Source organism: Salinicola lusitanus, from assembly GCF_038648475.1.
In the GTDB taxonomy this organism is placed as follows: domain Bacteria; phylum Pseudomonadota; class Gammaproteobacteria; order Pseudomonadales; family Halomonadaceae; genus Salinicola; species Salinicola lusitanus.
This window is the reverse complement of the sequence record NZ_CP151919.1, coordinates 2,200,008-2,212,949: the sequence shown is the minus strand read 5'-3', so window position 1 is coordinate 2,212,949 and position 12,942 is coordinate 2,200,008. Positions and strand designations below refer to the sequence as shown.

The 12,942-nt window shown below is 65.8% G+C and carries 14 protein-coding genes; 3 read left to right on the top strand and 11 right to left on the bottom strand.

What is annotated here, in order from left to right:
• Window positions 1-26: 26 nt before the first annotated feature.
• The 8 genes from AAGT95_RS10240 to AAGT95_RS10205 all read right to left on the bottom strand — a co-directional run bounded on the left by AAGT95_RS10240 (window position 27) and on the right by AAGT95_RS10205 (window position 8,232).
• The gene (locus AAGT95_RS10240; RefSeq protein ID WP_342596404.1) at window positions 27-1,184 is read right to left on the bottom strand and encodes a polynucleotide adenylyltransferase; all 1,158 of its coding nucleotides are present in this window, start codon (window positions 1,182-1,184) and stop codon (window positions 27-29) included.
• Window positions 1,185-1,196: 12 nt separating this feature from the next.
• Window positions 1,197-1,523 carry a thiosulfate sulfurtransferase GlpE gene (gene glpE / locus AAGT95_RS10235; protein ID WP_110602586.1) on the bottom strand — a complete coding sequence of 109 codons (327 nt, stop codon included), beginning with the start codon at window positions 1,521-1,523 and terminating at the stop codon, window positions 1,197-1,199.
• A gap of 49 nt (window positions 1,524-1,572) precedes the next feature.
• The gene (locus AAGT95_RS10230) at window positions 1,573-2,394 is read right to left on the bottom strand and encodes a symmetrical bis(5'-nucleosyl)-tetraphosphatase (protein WP_342596403.1); all 822 of its coding nucleotides are present in this window, start codon (window positions 2,392-2,394) and stop codon (window positions 1,573-1,575) included.
• Window positions 2,395-2,477: 83 nt separating this feature from the next.
• Window positions 2,478-2,861 (bottom strand): Co2+/Mg2+ efflux protein ApaG, encoded by a 384-nt coding sequence (apaG, locus tag AAGT95_RS10225; protein WP_110602583.1) that lies wholly within the window; start codon window positions 2,859-2,861, stop codon window positions 2,478-2,480.
• The gene (gene rsmA, locus AAGT95_RS10220) at window positions 2,858-3,706 is read right to left on the bottom strand and encodes a 16S rRNA (adenine(1518)-N(6)/adenine(1519)-N(6))-dimethyltransferase RsmA (protein WP_342596402.1); all 849 of its coding nucleotides are present in this window, start codon (window positions 3,704-3,706) and stop codon (window positions 2,858-2,860) included. The genes apaG and rsmA overlap by 4 nt, the downstream gene beginning before the upstream one ends.
• A 15-nt stretch (window positions 3,707-3,721) precedes the next feature.
• Window positions 3,722-4,729, bottom strand: coding sequence for a 4-hydroxythreonine-4-phosphate dehydrogenase PdxA (pdxA, locus tag AAGT95_RS10215; RefSeq protein ID WP_342596401.1), 1,008 nt, complete (start codon window positions 4,727-4,729; stop codon window positions 3,722-3,724).
• Entirely contained in the window at window positions 4,729-5,688 is a 960-nt protein-coding gene (locus AAGT95_RS10210) for a peptidylprolyl isomerase (RefSeq protein ID WP_110602577.1), read from the bottom strand. Before AAGT95_RS10210 ends, pdxA begins: the two co-directional genes overlap by 1 nt.
• A gap of 78 nt (window positions 5,689-5,766) precedes the next feature.
• Window positions 5,767-8,232 carry an LPS-assembly protein LptD gene (locus AAGT95_RS10205; protein ID WP_342596400.1) on the bottom strand — a complete coding sequence of 822 codons (2,466 nt, stop codon included), beginning with the start codon at window positions 8,230-8,232 and terminating at the stop codon, window positions 5,767-5,769.
• A gap of 339 nt (window positions 8,233-8,571) precedes the next feature.
• Here AAGT95_RS10205 and AAGT95_RS10200 point away from each other — a divergent pair, with 339 nt between their 5' ends.
• The 3 genes from AAGT95_RS10200 (at window position 8,572) to AAGT95_RS10190 (ending at window position 10,784) form a co-directional block, all read left to right on the top strand.
• Window positions 8,572-9,603, top strand: a complete 1,032-nt coding sequence (locus AAGT95_RS10200) for an aminoglycoside phosphotransferase family protein (RefSeq protein WP_342596399.1) — start codon at window positions 8,572-8,574, stop codon at window positions 9,601-9,603.
• A complete protein-coding gene (murU, locus tag AAGT95_RS10195) occupies window positions 9,600-10,268 on the top strand; it encodes an N-acetylmuramate alpha-1-phosphate uridylyltransferase MurU (protein WP_342596398.1) in 669 nt (222 codons plus the stop codon). Before AAGT95_RS10200 ends, murU begins: the two co-directional genes overlap by 4 nt.
• Window positions 10,269-10,364: 96 nt before the next feature.
• Complete coding sequence (locus AAGT95_RS10190; RefSeq protein ID WP_110602569.1) at window positions 10,365-10,784, top strand: OsmC family protein; 420 nt, start codon at window positions 10,365-10,367, stop codon at window positions 10,782-10,784.
• A 142-nt stretch (window positions 10,785-10,926) separates the two neighbouring features.
• On the opposite strand, the gene coq7 is transcribed toward AAGT95_RS10190, so the two are convergent.
• From coq7 to AAGT95_RS10175, 3 genes are read right to left on the bottom strand one after another with little or no spacing between them, the layout of a single operon-like run.
• A complete protein-coding gene (gene coq7, locus AAGT95_RS10185; RefSeq protein WP_110709809.1) occupies window positions 10,927-11,568 on the bottom strand; it encodes a 2-polyprenyl-3-methyl-6-methoxy-1,4-benzoquinone monooxygenase in 642 nt (213 codons plus the stop codon).
• Window positions 11,569-11,611: 43 nt separating this feature from the next.
• Window positions 11,612-11,956, bottom strand: a complete 345-nt coding sequence (locus AAGT95_RS10180; protein WP_110709808.1) for a histidine triad nucleotide-binding protein — start codon at window positions 11,954-11,956, stop codon at window positions 11,612-11,614.
• Between the two features lie 44 nt (window positions 11,957-12,000).
• Complete coding sequence (locus AAGT95_RS10175) at window positions 12,001-12,873, bottom strand: phosphoribulokinase (protein WP_110602564.1); 873 nt, start codon at window positions 12,871-12,873, stop codon at window positions 12,001-12,003.
• Window positions 12,874-12,942 lie beyond the last annotated feature (69 nt).

The window sequence follows — 12,942 nt, the reverse complement described above, 5'->3', positions numbered from 1 at the left end:
CAGATCTTCGGCCCGACTGAGAAAACCTAAGCCGTCTCCAGCGCCTCGCGGATGGTCTGCTCTCGCCGCCGGGCAAGCTCCTGACCCAGCTGCGGCCCACGCAGGCCCTCGTCGAGCAGCGCCTGGGGCAGGATCTGGGACGCCAGCCGCCAGGCCAGTGCCAGATCGTCCGCCAGTCCGCCATCGTCATGGGCGATCAGAGCCAGCAGCGGCGCGACGCGCTCGGGCCGTCGCCAGGCGTCGATCCCGTCCAGCCAGGCCATGATCGCGCCGGCACGATCCTCGGTGTCACCGGGCCGCAGATCATTGATGCGGAGACGCAACCGGCGAGACAGGGCTGCCAGCCGCATGGCATCCCGAAAGGCGTTGGGCGCCTTGACGGCATCGTTGAGCCGGGACTGCTCGTCATCCTCGAGGTGCTCGCCGAGCCGCGCCCAGCGCCATAGCGCCACACTATGGGAAGTGGACTCGTCGGGGACCGGTTCGAGTCGCGCCAGCGCCTGGGGTAGCGATGGCGTCGCCAGCGGCGGCATCAGCACCGCCAGCGCCCCGCACGCTTCCAGCGTCTGGAAATAGGCGGAAGGGTCGGCTTCGCCCAGCGCCTTGTGCGTCTCCGTCCACACTCGCTCGGCGACCAGATATCGCATTTCGCCGCTGTCGGTGAGCTGACGCATCAGCGCCATCGTCTCCGCGGCGATGGTGAAACCGAGCTTGCGGTAACGCGCCAGGAAGCGCGCCGCGCGCAGCACCCGCAGCGGGTCCTCGACGAACGCGGCCGAGACATGCCTGAGCCTCCTGGCCGCAAGATCGTCGGCGCCGCCATAGGGGTCGACCAGTTCGCCCTCGGGGGTCTCGGCCATGGCGTTGATGGTGAAATCCCGTCGCGCCAGATCGGCTTCCAGCGTCACCTCGGGACTCGCGTGCACTTCGAATCCGGTGTAGCCATGGCCCTGCTTGCGCTCGGTGCGGGCCAGCGCATACTCCTCGTGGGTATCGGGATGCAGGAAGACCGGAAAATCGCGACCGACGGGCTTGAAGCCGCGCTGGCGCAGGGCCTCCGGCGTGGCGCCGACGACTACCCAGTCACGATCGCCCACCGGCCAGCCCAGACGGGCGTCGCGAACGGCGCCACCCACCAGGTAGACCTCCAGCCCGTCGAGACGGGGATCGGGGGACATGCTCATGCCGCGAGACCGCTAGCGTTCGACATGTTCGGGCCGGCGATGCGCCCAGTCGACGAACCCGCCATCCAGGCTGTAGACCTCGCCGAAGCCCTGCCCGGCCAGCCAGGAGGCGGCCTGTTGACTGGAGTGGCCGTGATAGCAGACCACCACCACGGGCGTGTCGCTGGGCGTCCTGTCCACCAGTTCCGCCACGGTGGTGTTGTCGAGGTGGTAGCTGCCAGGGATATGGCCCTGGGCAAAACTCATGGGATCGCGAATGTCGACGAGCTTGAACGAGCGCCCTTCGCTCAGCCACTGCGCCAGGGTCGTCGGATCGAGATGAGCGAAAGACTGGGTCATGAATCACTCCTGAAAAGGCTTGGCTGTGAGCGACCGGCAGCGGAGCCGCTCATCGGTCTGCCGACCGGGATGGCACCGAGCTCCGTTCGCCGCTGTCGAGATCGAGGGCGGTCAGGGCCCCACCCCATACGCAGCCGGTATCCAGCGCCTGCGCATCTACCCTGGCCCCCGGGGTGCGCCCCTCCAGCGCGGCCCAGTGGCCGAACAGCAGCGTCAGGTCGTCGGCGCGGGGATAGGTGAACCAGGGGGCGTAGCCCGCCGGCGCGCTGTCCAGCCCCTCCTTGGCGGCAAAATCCAGGGTGCCGTCGCCGTCGATGAAGCGCATGCGGGTGAAGACGTTGACGATGGCCCGGATACGGTCCGTGCCGGTCAGGTCCGGCTCGAAGCGGGCCGGCTGGTTGCCGTACATCACGTTCAGAAAAGCATCCACGTCGTCCGACCGCAAGACCGCTTCCGCCTCTGCCGCCAATTCGCTCGCCCGGGCGAGCGACCATCGCGGCAGCAGCCCGGCATGGGTCATCACGCAGCCGCGCGCGGGGTCGGCGACCAGCAGCGGCTGATGGCGCAGCCATTCGAGCATCTGGTGCCGGTCCGGGGCTTCGAGAATATCGCTCAGGGTGTCGTTGCGCTTGAGCTTGCCATGGCCCCGCGCGACGGCCAGCAGGTGCAGATCGTGGTTGCCCAGCACTACGCTGGCGGCACCGTCCAGCGCGACGCTCCTGCGCAGACAACCCAGCGAATCGGGGCCGCGGTTGACCAGGTCACCGGCCAGCCACAGGTGATCCCGGGAGGGCGAGAAGTCGAGCTGCTCGAGCAGGGCTTCGAATTCGGCGTGACAGCCCTGCAGGTCGCCGATTGCGTAGGTCGCCATGCGCTTCCTCGTGTGGGTGGTGCCGCCCAGTTGCGCGATCCGCGCCGGCGCAGCGGCGGCGGCAAATGCCGATTGCGCGCCGCTCAGTGGACCTGGTTGGGGCCGGCCAGGCGAAACGGCGCGACGGCGACATCGAAGGTGGCCTGGCTGGCCAGATCGATACAGGTATAACTGCCCTGCATGACGCCGACGGGACATTCGATCACCGCACGGCTGGTATAGCGAAAGCTGTGCCCGGCGGTGATCGTCGGCTGCTTGCCGACCACCCCGTTGCCCCGCACTTCCTGCACCTTGCCGTGGCCCTGGGTGATCTTCCAGTAACGCGACAGCAGCTGCACGCTGCGGTCGGAGTGATTGTGCACGGTCACCGTGTAGCTGAACACGAAACGGTTGTCGCCGGGCGACGATTCGTCCTCGCGAAACGCCGGCTCGACGTCGACGGTGACGGCGGGTGCGAACTCGCTCATGAACACGTCTCCGTGGCGGCAGGGTTCTCGGGCTGGAGGCCGGCGAGATGGTTGCTGATGGCGACGAACTCCTCGACTCGCAGCGTCTGCGGCCGACGGCCGGGATCGATCCCCAGCGCCGCCAGTGCCTCCGCGTCGATCATTCCCTTGAGGTTGTTGCGCAGGGTCTTGCGACGCTGACCGAAAGCCTCTCTCACCACATCGGCAAAGTGGGCCTCGTCGAGGGCCGGCGAAGGCAGCTCGGCATGAGGCGTCAGCCGCACGATCGCCGAATCCACCTTGGGTTGCGGCACGAAGGCGCCGGGCGGCACCACGAACAGCGATTCGACCGCGCAGTGATACTGGGTCATCACCGACAGCCGCCCCCAGTCAGGCCCGCCGGGCTCGGCGGCGAGGCGCTCGACGACCTCCTTCTGCAGCATGAAGTGCATATCCCGGATGGCGCCGCGGGCCGTCAACAGGTGAAAGATCAACGGCGTCGAGATGTTGTAGGGGAGATTGCCGACCACCCGCAACGGGCGTCCATCCTGCCGCCACAGCTCGTGAAAATCGAACTTGAGCGCATCCCCCTCGTGAATCGTGAACTCGGGGTAGTCGTAGAACTGCACTCGCAGGCCGGGGATCAGATCGCGATCCAGCTCGATCACTTCCAGCGCGCCGGTAGCCTCCAGCAGCGGCCCGGTCAGGGCGCCCTGGCCGGGGCCGATCTCGACCAGGCGATCGCCACTGCGGGGCCCGATGGCCCGAACGATGCGCGAGATCACCCCGCCGTCGCGGAGGAAGTTCTGGCCGAACCGTTTCCGGGCACGAGGCATCGGTGAACGATCGGAGGAGCGTGTAGCCATGACAACAAGATTCCTTCAGTGAGCGCGGGCGGTCATCTGCCGAGCCATCTGCAGCGCGACCCGGAGGCTCCCCACTTCGGCCAGGCCGGTGCCGGCGAGATCCAGGGCAGTACCGTGGTCGACAGAAGTGCGAACCATCCCCAGGCCCAGGGTAATATTGGCGGCCTGGCCGAACCCGGCGTACTTGAGCACCGGCAGGCCCTGGTCGTGATACATCGCCAGCACGGCATCGGCACGATCGAGGTGACGGGGGGTGAACAGCGTATCCGCGGGCAGCGGCCCCACCAGGTCGAGGCCTTCGTCACGCAGCCGCTCCAGCGCGGGCGTGATGACCTCGATCTCCTCGCGCCCCAGGTGTCCGTCCTCCCCGGCGTGGGGGTTGAGCCCACAGACGAGAATCCGGGGCGACGCGATGCCGAAGCGCCGGGTCAGCTCCGCCGCCAGGACCCGGATGACACGCGCCAGGCCCGCATCGGTGATCGCCTCGGCAACTCGCGAGAGCGGCAGATGGGTAGTCGCCAGCGCGACCCGCAGTGGTCGGGGCGTGCCTTCGGTGGCAAGCATCATCACCACCTCCTCGACACTGCAGGCGTCGCGAAGATACTCGGTGTGGCCGGTGAAACCGGGATACCCGCCCTCGATGATCGCTCCCTTGTGAAGCGGCGCCGTCACCATGGCGTCGGCGGCCCCCTGCCGACAGGCCTCGATGGCGACATCGAGCGTCTCCAGCACGTAGCCGGCGTTGGCGGGGTCCAGCCGACCGGGCGTCGACGGTCTCGCCAGCGACACCGGCCAGACCGGCAGGCGACCGTCGCTGGGCGGTGGCAACTCCGCCCCCGGCTCGACGACCTCCAGTTCGACCGGCCAGCCGAGCAGCCGGGCACGCTGGGCCAGCAGGTCCGGGTCCCCCACGGCGACCACCGTCGCCGCCAGCTGCTGCCAGTCCCGAGCCACCGCGAGCGCGAGTTCGGGGCCGACACCCGCCGGTTCGCCGGTGGTCAGCGCCAATACCGGCAAGGCCATCAGCCGTTGTCGAGACGGTTGTCGATATAGGCGCTGGCGCGAATCTCCTGCGTCCAGGCTTCCAGCTCGTCATTGACCTTGCGCTGGAAGATCGCCTGGCTGGCCTGGTCGCGGGTCATCTGTCCGCTGTCGCCACCCCGGGTGTCGATCAGCTTGACCAGGTGGAAACCGCTGGGGCTGCGAATCGGCTCGCTGACTTCACCCTTGGAGAGATCGGGGATCACATCGGCGAAGATGGAGGGAATCTGTGCCGCCTGGCGCCAACCGAGATCGCCACCCTGCAACGCCTGCGCGTCATCGGACTCGGCCACGGCCAGCTGCTGGAAGTCGGCGCCCTCCTGCAGTTGCTGATAGAGCTTCTGTGCCTCGGCCTGCGCCTGGGCGACCTGATCCGGCGTCGGCGACTGCGGCACGGCGATCAGAATCTGGGCGAGGTGATAGGCGACATTGCTGTTCCCGCCGCGCTGCGCCAGAAAACGATCGACCTCGCGATCGGAGACCGTGATTCTGCTGGCGACCCGATCCTGCTGCACTTGTCGAATCAGCAATTCTCGACGCACCTGCTCACGTACTTCCGCCAGGGTCTGGCCCTGCTGCTCAAGCTTGTTCGCGAACTCATCCAGGGTCATCCCGTTGTTCTGGGCGATGCCTCGCATGGTGCTGTTGAGCTGGGTCTCGTCGATGCTCAGCTTGGCATTCTTGGCCATCTGCAACTCGATCTGCTCGGTGATCATGCGGTCCAGCACCTGGCGCTCCAGCGCCTGCTCGGGCGGCATCTGGATGTTGTTGGCCTGGAGCTGGTCGCGCGCCTGGGCGACCCGTCGTTCGAGCTGGCTATGCATGATGGCATCGTCGTTGACCACGGCGACGATACGATCCAGCTGCACCACTTCCGCCATCGCGGACAACGGCGACAGCAGCATTACCAGCGCCAGGGGGATCCATACTCTAGGACGCATGCCTACCTCTCTTGCTTGATGGAAAGGCGAGCCGTTCGGGCTCGCCGTAAACATGGATTGATCGGGACAACCGAGTCATCAGAACTGCGTCGCTTCATAGCCCGGTACCGCCTGGGCGAAGTAGCTGTCGGCTTCCTGGCCGACGCCGCCCAGCCCCTTGAACACGAAGCGCAGGAACAGGCCCCGGTCCGTATAGTCGTCATCGATGGTGTTGGCGGTATCGTTGTCTTCGACCCATTCACGCCACACCACCTGTACCGCGCTACAGCAGCTGTTGAACTGGACGCCGGCCAGCGATTCCAGGTCGCGGCTGTTGGTGTTGTCATAGAGATAACGGCCTATCAGGTCCAACGATGACGTGGCCTTGTAGGCGAACGACACGTCGAAATCCTCGCGACTGTAGTTAAGACGATCCTCTTCGTCTCCCGACGGATCGAATCCTTGGATCTGCCAACGGTAGCCAAGGTTCACGACATGGCCGACCGGACTCAGGTACTGGAGATAGGCCGACGCCTTTTCAGTCTTGGAGCGGTCCGGATCGTAGAACCACTCGTAGCGCGAGCGCCACTGATCGTTGATCCGCCAGTCGAGCTGGGTGATGACCGGTGAGCGGTCGCGGGTGGCACGATACCAGTCCTCGTAGTCGGTCTCCTTGTTCGGCAGCGTGGTCGGGTCGCCCTCGATATCGATCTTGCGATCCGAGAAGTAGGCGCTCTGCCCCACGGACAGCGACAGACGCTCGCGACCGGTGTCGTCCTCGAGGAAACGCGTCGAAGCGCCGTAGGAGAGCTTATTGACGTCCCCTACCCGATCGGCCCCGGTGAAGCGATAAGGCGACCAGAGCTGGCTCCACGAGATCGGCAGCTCGTCGGTGTCGAAATCGGGAAACTCCGACTGATTCCGTTCCGGCACATAGGCGTAGTAGAGCCGCGGCTCGAAGGTCTGCTTCCAGTCGCTGTCGAACAGCGTGACGTCACGCTGGAAAATCAGGCCAGAGTCGACCGAGTAGACCGGCACCGTGCGCGACAGGCTCTCGTCCCGATCGGTGTCGCGATTGCCGTAGTCGAGCTCGTAGTTGGTCTGCCACAGCTGGAAGCGCGGCTCCAAGAAGCCCCAACTGGGCTGGGCGCGCCAGCCGATGGCCGGGGTCAGGTTGATACGCGACCCGTTGGCCGCTTCACGCAGGCGGATCTGGCGGGTATCGCCGGTCTCCTCGTCTTCCCAGAAACCGTTGCTGTCGACGCCATGCAGATCGCGCCGGAAGTAGGTCGCGTTGGAATTCCACTCCTGGTAGAAGCCGCTATCCTGCTGCCAGCGGGCATTGGCGGTCAGGCTGGGCAGCTTGTAGAACGGCCGATCGTCCTCGTCGAGCGGAAAATCCATGCGCTGATAGCCCTGGGCGCGGGCATCCAGATACCAGGTATTACCCTGATAGCTCAGCCGTGCCAGGCGCTCGAGGTATTCGGTATCCTGCTCGCCGAAGTCACGCCCGAAATCGTCGAAATAGCGCCCGTCGCTGGCGGCGCCGTAACGCATGGCGTAATCCAGCCGGTCGGTGAAGCGTCCGTAGTGGCTGTAGTCGATGTACCAGCGATCCTCGCCGTCGAAGGCATCGTTGGGATCGTTGGGATTGTCGTTGTTGCCGCCATTGTCGTTGGGCAGGTAGGCGCCCTCGACGGACCCCTCGTCGCTGTCGAACAGGTAGCGGAACTCGCCGCCCAGCATGAAACCGTGGTCGGAGATGATCCGTGGCGTGAGGGTGGCATCGTAATTGGGTGCCAGATTGAGATAGTACGGCTGGCTATAGTCCAGACCGTCGCTGGAGAGCCCTACGGTCGGCCACAGGAACCCGCTCTGGCGGCGATCGTCGATGGGAAAACGTACCCACGGCCAGTAGAAGACCGGCACGTCGCCCATCTCGAGCCGCGCGTTGGACGCGGTGCCGAAGCCCTGCTCGCGGTCGATGGTGACGTCGCTGCCCACGACCCGCCACAGTCGGCTATCCGGGGCACAGGTGGTGAAGCTGGCTTCGGTCATGCGATAGCGGCCGTCGTCGAGACGCTGCATCGACTGGGCATCCCCGCGCAGCCGCTGCTCATGGACGACGTAGTGGGCGTCATCGATGCGCGCCGCATCGCTGTCGAGCGAGACCTGGCCATCGTCACCGCGCACCAGCATGCCCGGATAGCGAATCGTCAGGGGGCCATCGGCGAAGGCGGTGTCACGGGCAGCGTTGACTCGCACCCGCGGCGACTCCAGTTGGCTTTCGCCACGCCGCAGCACGACATTGCCGCCCAGAATGGTCTCGCCATCATCGCCGTACTCGGCCGAACCCGAATCGGACAGCACCTCCTCGGGGGTCTTGCCCTCGGGCAGCAGGTAGCCCGGTTCGATATAGCGGCCACCACAAAGCGCGCCAGCCGGGGCCTGATCCCCCCATGGAGACCAGTCCAGCTGGTCCGCCGGTAGGGGGGCGGGGGGCGCCGCCTGGGCCGTCGATGAAATCAGGCCGGTGAGGGCAGTCCAGACCAGTCGCTTGCCCATGTCCTCTATGTCCTTGCCGAGTGAAGCCGGTATTATACAGACCTCGACGGGAGTTGCCGCGAAGCCATTCCTTGTTGAGTCGTCTGGACACCGCGGGGCGCGTCGAAACCTCGGCGGAGGCCAGACCGAGTTGCGATGGCGTCCGAATGCGGCATTGATCGCTGGCCGCCGGATGCTACCCTATCGCGCTCCTGGCGCACCGCTCGACAGCGTGAAAATTGGCGCGGCGATTCCGGATTAGCGCCCAGCATGCGGTGCCAGTTCCGGCCCGTCAACTCGCGGCAAGCGCTGTCATCGGCAGTGCGCCGCCACGCTCTCTCATTATCAGCGGAAGCCTGCATGACCCTGCGCCTGGATGCTCTTCGCCACTGGATCGCCGCCCAGCATCACCTGTCACCGGAGGCCTGCCGGCTGGAAACGGTGGCTGGCGACGCCAGCCTTCGTGGCTACTGTCGCGTCACCTTCCCGGACGGTGCGACACGGATCGTCATGGATGCGCCGCCGGCGCTGGAGGACAGCCGGCCATTCGTGACCATCGGCCGCGAATGGCGCGAGGCCGGCCTGCCGGTACCTCGACTGCACGCCGTCGACCTGGAGTCGGGATTCATCGAGCTCGACGACCTCGGCAACGACAGCCTTCACCACCACTTCGAGACCGAGTCCGGCGCACGCCAGGGGACATCGCAGGCACTGGCGCTGCTCGACGAGGTCGAACGACTCGCGCCGGTCGCCCCGCTGCCCCACTACACCGCCGACTTCCTCGAGGAGGAGATGGACCGCTTCCCCGACTGGGGCCTGACCCGCTGGCTCGAGATCGGGACACCACCGCAGTGGCCCGAGGTCAAGCGCCACCTGCTCGCTCATATCGCCAGGCTCCCCACCGTCGCCGTACACCGCGACTTCGACGCCATGAACCTGATGATCCATCGGGAGCGGCTCTGGATCATCGACTTTCAGGGCGCGCTGGCCGGGCCTCTTGGCTACGATCTGATCTCCCTGCTGCGAGGTCGCTATCACCACTGGTCACGCCAGGAGATGGACCTCTGGATCGAGGATTTTCGCCAGCGCTGTCTCGCCGCGGGGCGGATCGACGCCGATCTGGACGCCGAGACGTTCCGGGCCGGTGTCGAGGCGATCGGCGCCCAGCGTCAGCTCAAGATTCTGGGCCAATTCTGTCGCCTCTTTCTGCGCGACGGCAAACCCCGCTATCTCGACTGGCTGCCCCATTTCTACGGGCATCTCGACGAGGGGCTGACGGCACTGCCCGCCCTCGGCGATTTCCACCGCTGGCTGCGCGAAAGCTATCGCCCGGCGATGGAAGCACGCCTGGCCGAGCACCACGCCAACCTCGACCGGGGTGCCTCGTCATGAAAGCGATGATTCTCGCCGCCGGCCTCGGCACCCGCATGCGTCCGCTCACCGACCACTGTCCCAAGCCGCTGCTGACGGTCGCCGGCAAACCGCTGATCGTGCATCACCTCGAGCGGCTGGCAACGGCAGGCATCCACGACATCGTGATCAACGTCAGCTATCGCGGCCAGCAGATCATCGACGCCCTCGGCGACGGCGAGCGCTATGGCGTCTCGCTTCAATTCAGCGTCGAACGGACGCCGTTGGAAACCGCGGGCGGATTGCGTCAGGCGCTGCCACTACTGGGCGAAGCACCGTTCATCCTGCTCAACGGCGACGTCTGGACGGATTTTCCGCTCGCACGCCTCGCGCTCGCCAATGACGACCTCGCCTCGCTGGTGATGGTGGATACGACCGACTTCCACCGGCGGGGCGACTTCCATCTCGACGCCCAGGGCCGGCTGCACGTCGATGGCGAGCCGCGGTTGATCTATGCCGGTCTCGGTGTCGTGCGCCCCGAGCTGGTCGCCGACCTGCCGGCTGGAGCGGCCATCAAGCTGGCACCACTGCTGATCGACGCGATGCAGGCGGGCCGTGTCGGTGGCTGGCACCACCGCGGCGACTGGGTCGATGTCGGCACGCCGCAGCGCCTGGCCGAGCTGGAAGCACGACTCACGCAGGGATGAAGAACCCGGACACCACCAGCACTTGCCGGGAGTGTTATCCTGCCGCCATCGACAACCGAACGATTCAACGACGAATCCCAGTAAGGAATCCTTGCCATGAAAGCCACAGTCAAATGGACCGACGGCCGCCAGTTCGTCACCGAATCCGGCAGCGGCCATAGCGTCGTCATCGACGGCAACCCGGATCACGGTGGCCGCAACACCGGGCCGAGACCCATGGAGATGGTGCTGATGGGTCTGGGCGGCTGCACCTCGTTCGACGTGATCCAGATCCTCGAGAAGGCCCGCGCCGAGGTCACCGATTGCGTCGCCACGCTGGAAGCCGAGCGCTTCGACGGCACCCCCAGCGTCTTCACCAAGATCCACGTCCACTTCGTCGTCACCGGCAAGGGTTTGAAGGACGCCGTGGTCAAGCGCGCCGTCGACCTTTCCGCCGAGAAATACTGCAGCGCGTCACTGATGCTGAGCAAAGGCGGGGTGGAGATCACCCACGACTACGAGATCGTCGAGGCCTGAGCGCGAGCCGCGACACCCCGTCTGCGCCCGCGATTTTGCCGTAAAGAAAAAAGCCAGCGACCTCTGTCGCTGGCTTTTTTCGTAGCCCGTAGCCCGTAGCCCGTAGCCCGTAGCCCGTAGCCCGTAGCCCGTAGCCCGCAGCTCAGATCCGATAGACGCTCTTGGTCATCACCTTCGACATCAGCCGCATGCCCCATTTCACCGGTAGCGGGAAGCGACTGCCGCCGGACTCCAGCGCCCAGCGTTCGTGCTGCGCCTCGTCGATGCGCATCTGCTCGAGCACCGCCCGCGAGCGCTTGTCATCGATCGGCAGCTTGCGCAGATGGGCCTCGAGATGCCGCCCCACCTGCTCTTCCGTGGCGGCGACGAATCCGAGGCTGAGCCGGTCGCCGATCGCCCCGGCCACCGCGCCCAACCCGAACGAAGCCGCGTAGAACGCCGGATTGAGATAGCTGGTACGGCTGTCGAGCTCCTGCAGTCGCTGATCGCACCAGGCCAGATGATCGATCTCCTCCGCGGCCGCCTCTTCCATGCGCTCGCGGGTTTCGGTCAGCTTGGCCGTCAGCCCCTGGCCCTGGTAGAGCGCCTGGGCGCAGACCTCACCGGTGTGGTTGATCCGCATCAGCCCCGCCACGTGATGGCGCTGCTCGTCGTCGAGCGCGCCAGCCGGCTGGACGTTGGCCGGCGACGGCCGGCTCGGCTGGGCCGCCCTGGGCACCAGCGTGCGCAGCACCGTATCGAACTGGTGGATCAGGTTGTCGGCGCGGGAAATCTTGCGAGTCATCGGAACCTCCTTGTTGACGCCACTCGGACGAGCAGACCGGTTGTCAGCCTGGCGGCCACTGCATGCGACGCCCGCCCAGCAAGTGCATGTGGATATGATAGACCGATTGCCCGCCCGCCTCGTTGCAGTTCATCACCACGCGATAGCCCTCCTCGGCGAACCCGAGCTCCTTGGCCAGCTTGGCGGCGGTGTACTGCAATCGGCCGATCAGGGCCAGATCACCCTCCTCGATGTCATTCAAGGTGGCGATGGGCTTCTTCGGAATGATCAGGATGTGCGTGGGTGCCTTCGGATCGATATCGTTGAAGGCGAGCACCTCGTCATCCTCGTAGACGATATCCGCCGGTATCTCGCGATCGATGATCTTGCTGAAGAGTGTCGGTTCCATGAGAGCTCCTGATGTCGGCGTAAAGGATAGGGCGGCGGCCGGGCTCAGCGGAAGCGACGCTGGGCCAGCAGTTGGCGCACCTGGGGCGCGAGGATCAGGTCCATCGCCAGCGACAGGCGCGCCCCCGGGACGACCAGCGTGTTGGGTCGGCTCATGAAGGCATCATGAATCATGGTGACCAGGTAGGGGAAGTCGACGGCCGCCGGATCCCGGAACCGGATGACCACGAACGATTCGCCATCGTTGGGCACGTCCTGCAGCTCGAAGGGATTCGAGGTATCGACCGTCGGTACGCGCTGGAAATTGATGTGCGTGCGCGACAGCTGGGGCTGGATGTAGCGCACGTAGTCGTGCATGCGCCCCAGGATGGTGTCGATGACCGCCTCCTGGGAGTAGCCGCGCAGCTTGGTATCGCGGTCGATCTTCTGCAGCCATTCGAGATTGATCGTCGGTGCCACCCCGATCAGCATGTCGACGTGCCTGGCGATGTCGACCTCGTGGGTCACCAGGCCGCCATGCAGCCCCTCGTAGAGCATCAGGTCCGTGCCGCTGGGGATCGGCTGCCAGTCGGTGAAGGTCCCGACCTGCCAGCCCGCCTCGATCATGCGCTTGTCCTCGGCATGAATGTAGTGGCGATAGGTGCCCTTGCCGTTCTCGCCGTACTCCTGGAACAGCGCATCGAGACGGTCGAGCAGGTTGGCATTGACCGAGAAGTGGGACAGCTCCGCCTTGCGTTCCGGCTCGACCTGCAGGATCTGCGCCAGTTCCGCCCGCGAGTAGCGATGGAAGGCATCACCGTCGATGAACGCGGCATGTACGTCCTCGCGAGCGAACATCCGCTCGAAGGTACGCTTGACCGTGGTGGTCCCCGCGCCGGAGGAGCCTGTCACCGCAATGATCGGAAATTCACGCGACATGCAGAACCTCGTCATTCAGCACGCTCGACCGGCTAGCGCAGAGACCCGCCACAATGCCGCGGCGACTCG

Bases quoted from the DNA above. Each gene is read 5' to 3' on its own strand.
- AAGT95_RS10200 (WP_342596399.1), top strand. From the start codon at position 8,572: ATGACCCTGCGCCTGGATGCTCTTCGCCACTGGATCGCCGCCCAGCAT.
- AAGT95_RS10190 (WP_110602569.1), top strand. From the start codon at position 10,365: ATGAAAGCCACAGTCAAATGGACCGACGGCCGCCAGTTCGTCACCGAA.
- AAGT95_RS10230 (WP_342596403.1), bottom strand. From the start codon at position 2,394: ATGGCGACCTACGCAATCGGCGACCTGCAGGGCTGTCACGCCGAATTC.
- pdxA (WP_342596401.1), bottom strand. From the start codon at position 4,729: ATGGCCTTGCCGGTATTGGCGCTGACCACCGGCGAACCGGCGGGTGTC.
- AAGT95_RS10180 (WP_110709808.1), bottom strand. From the start codon at position 11,956: ATGGAACCGACACTCTTCAGCAAGATCATCGATCGCGAGATACCGGCG.
- AAGT95_RS10205 (WP_342596400.1), bottom strand. From the start codon at position 8,232: ATGGGCAAGCGACTGGTCTGGACTGCCCTCACCGGCCTGATTTCATCG.
- rsmA (WP_342596402.1), bottom strand. From the start codon at position 3,706: ATGGCTACACGCTCCTCCGATCGTTCACCGATGCCTCGTGCCCGGAAA.
- coq7 (WP_110709809.1), bottom strand. From the start codon at position 11,568: ATGACTCGCAAGATTTCCCGCGCCGACAACCTGATCCACCAGTTCGAT.
- murU (WP_342596398.1), top strand. From the start codon at position 9,600: ATGAAAGCGATGATTCTCGCCGCCGGCCTCGGCACCCGCATGCGTCCG.
- AAGT95_RS10210 (WP_110602577.1), bottom strand. From the start codon at position 5,688: ATGCGTCCTAGAGTATGGATCCCCCTGGCGCTGGTAATGCTGCTGTCG.
- apaG (WP_110602583.1), bottom strand. From the start codon at position 2,861: ATGAGCGAGTTCGCACCCGCCGTCACCGTCGACGTCGAGCCGGCGTTT.
- AAGT95_RS10240 (WP_342596404.1), bottom strand. From the start codon at position 1,184: ATGAGCATGTCCCCCGATCCCCGTCTCGACGGGCTGGAGGTCTACCTG.
- AAGT95_RS10175 (WP_110602564.1), bottom strand. From the start codon at position 12,873: ATGTCGCGTGAATTTCCGATCATTGCGGTGACAGGCTCCTCCGGCGCG.
- glpE (WP_110602586.1), bottom strand. From the start codon at position 1,523: ATGACCCAGTCTTTCGCTCATCTCGATCCGACGACCCTGGCGCAGTGG.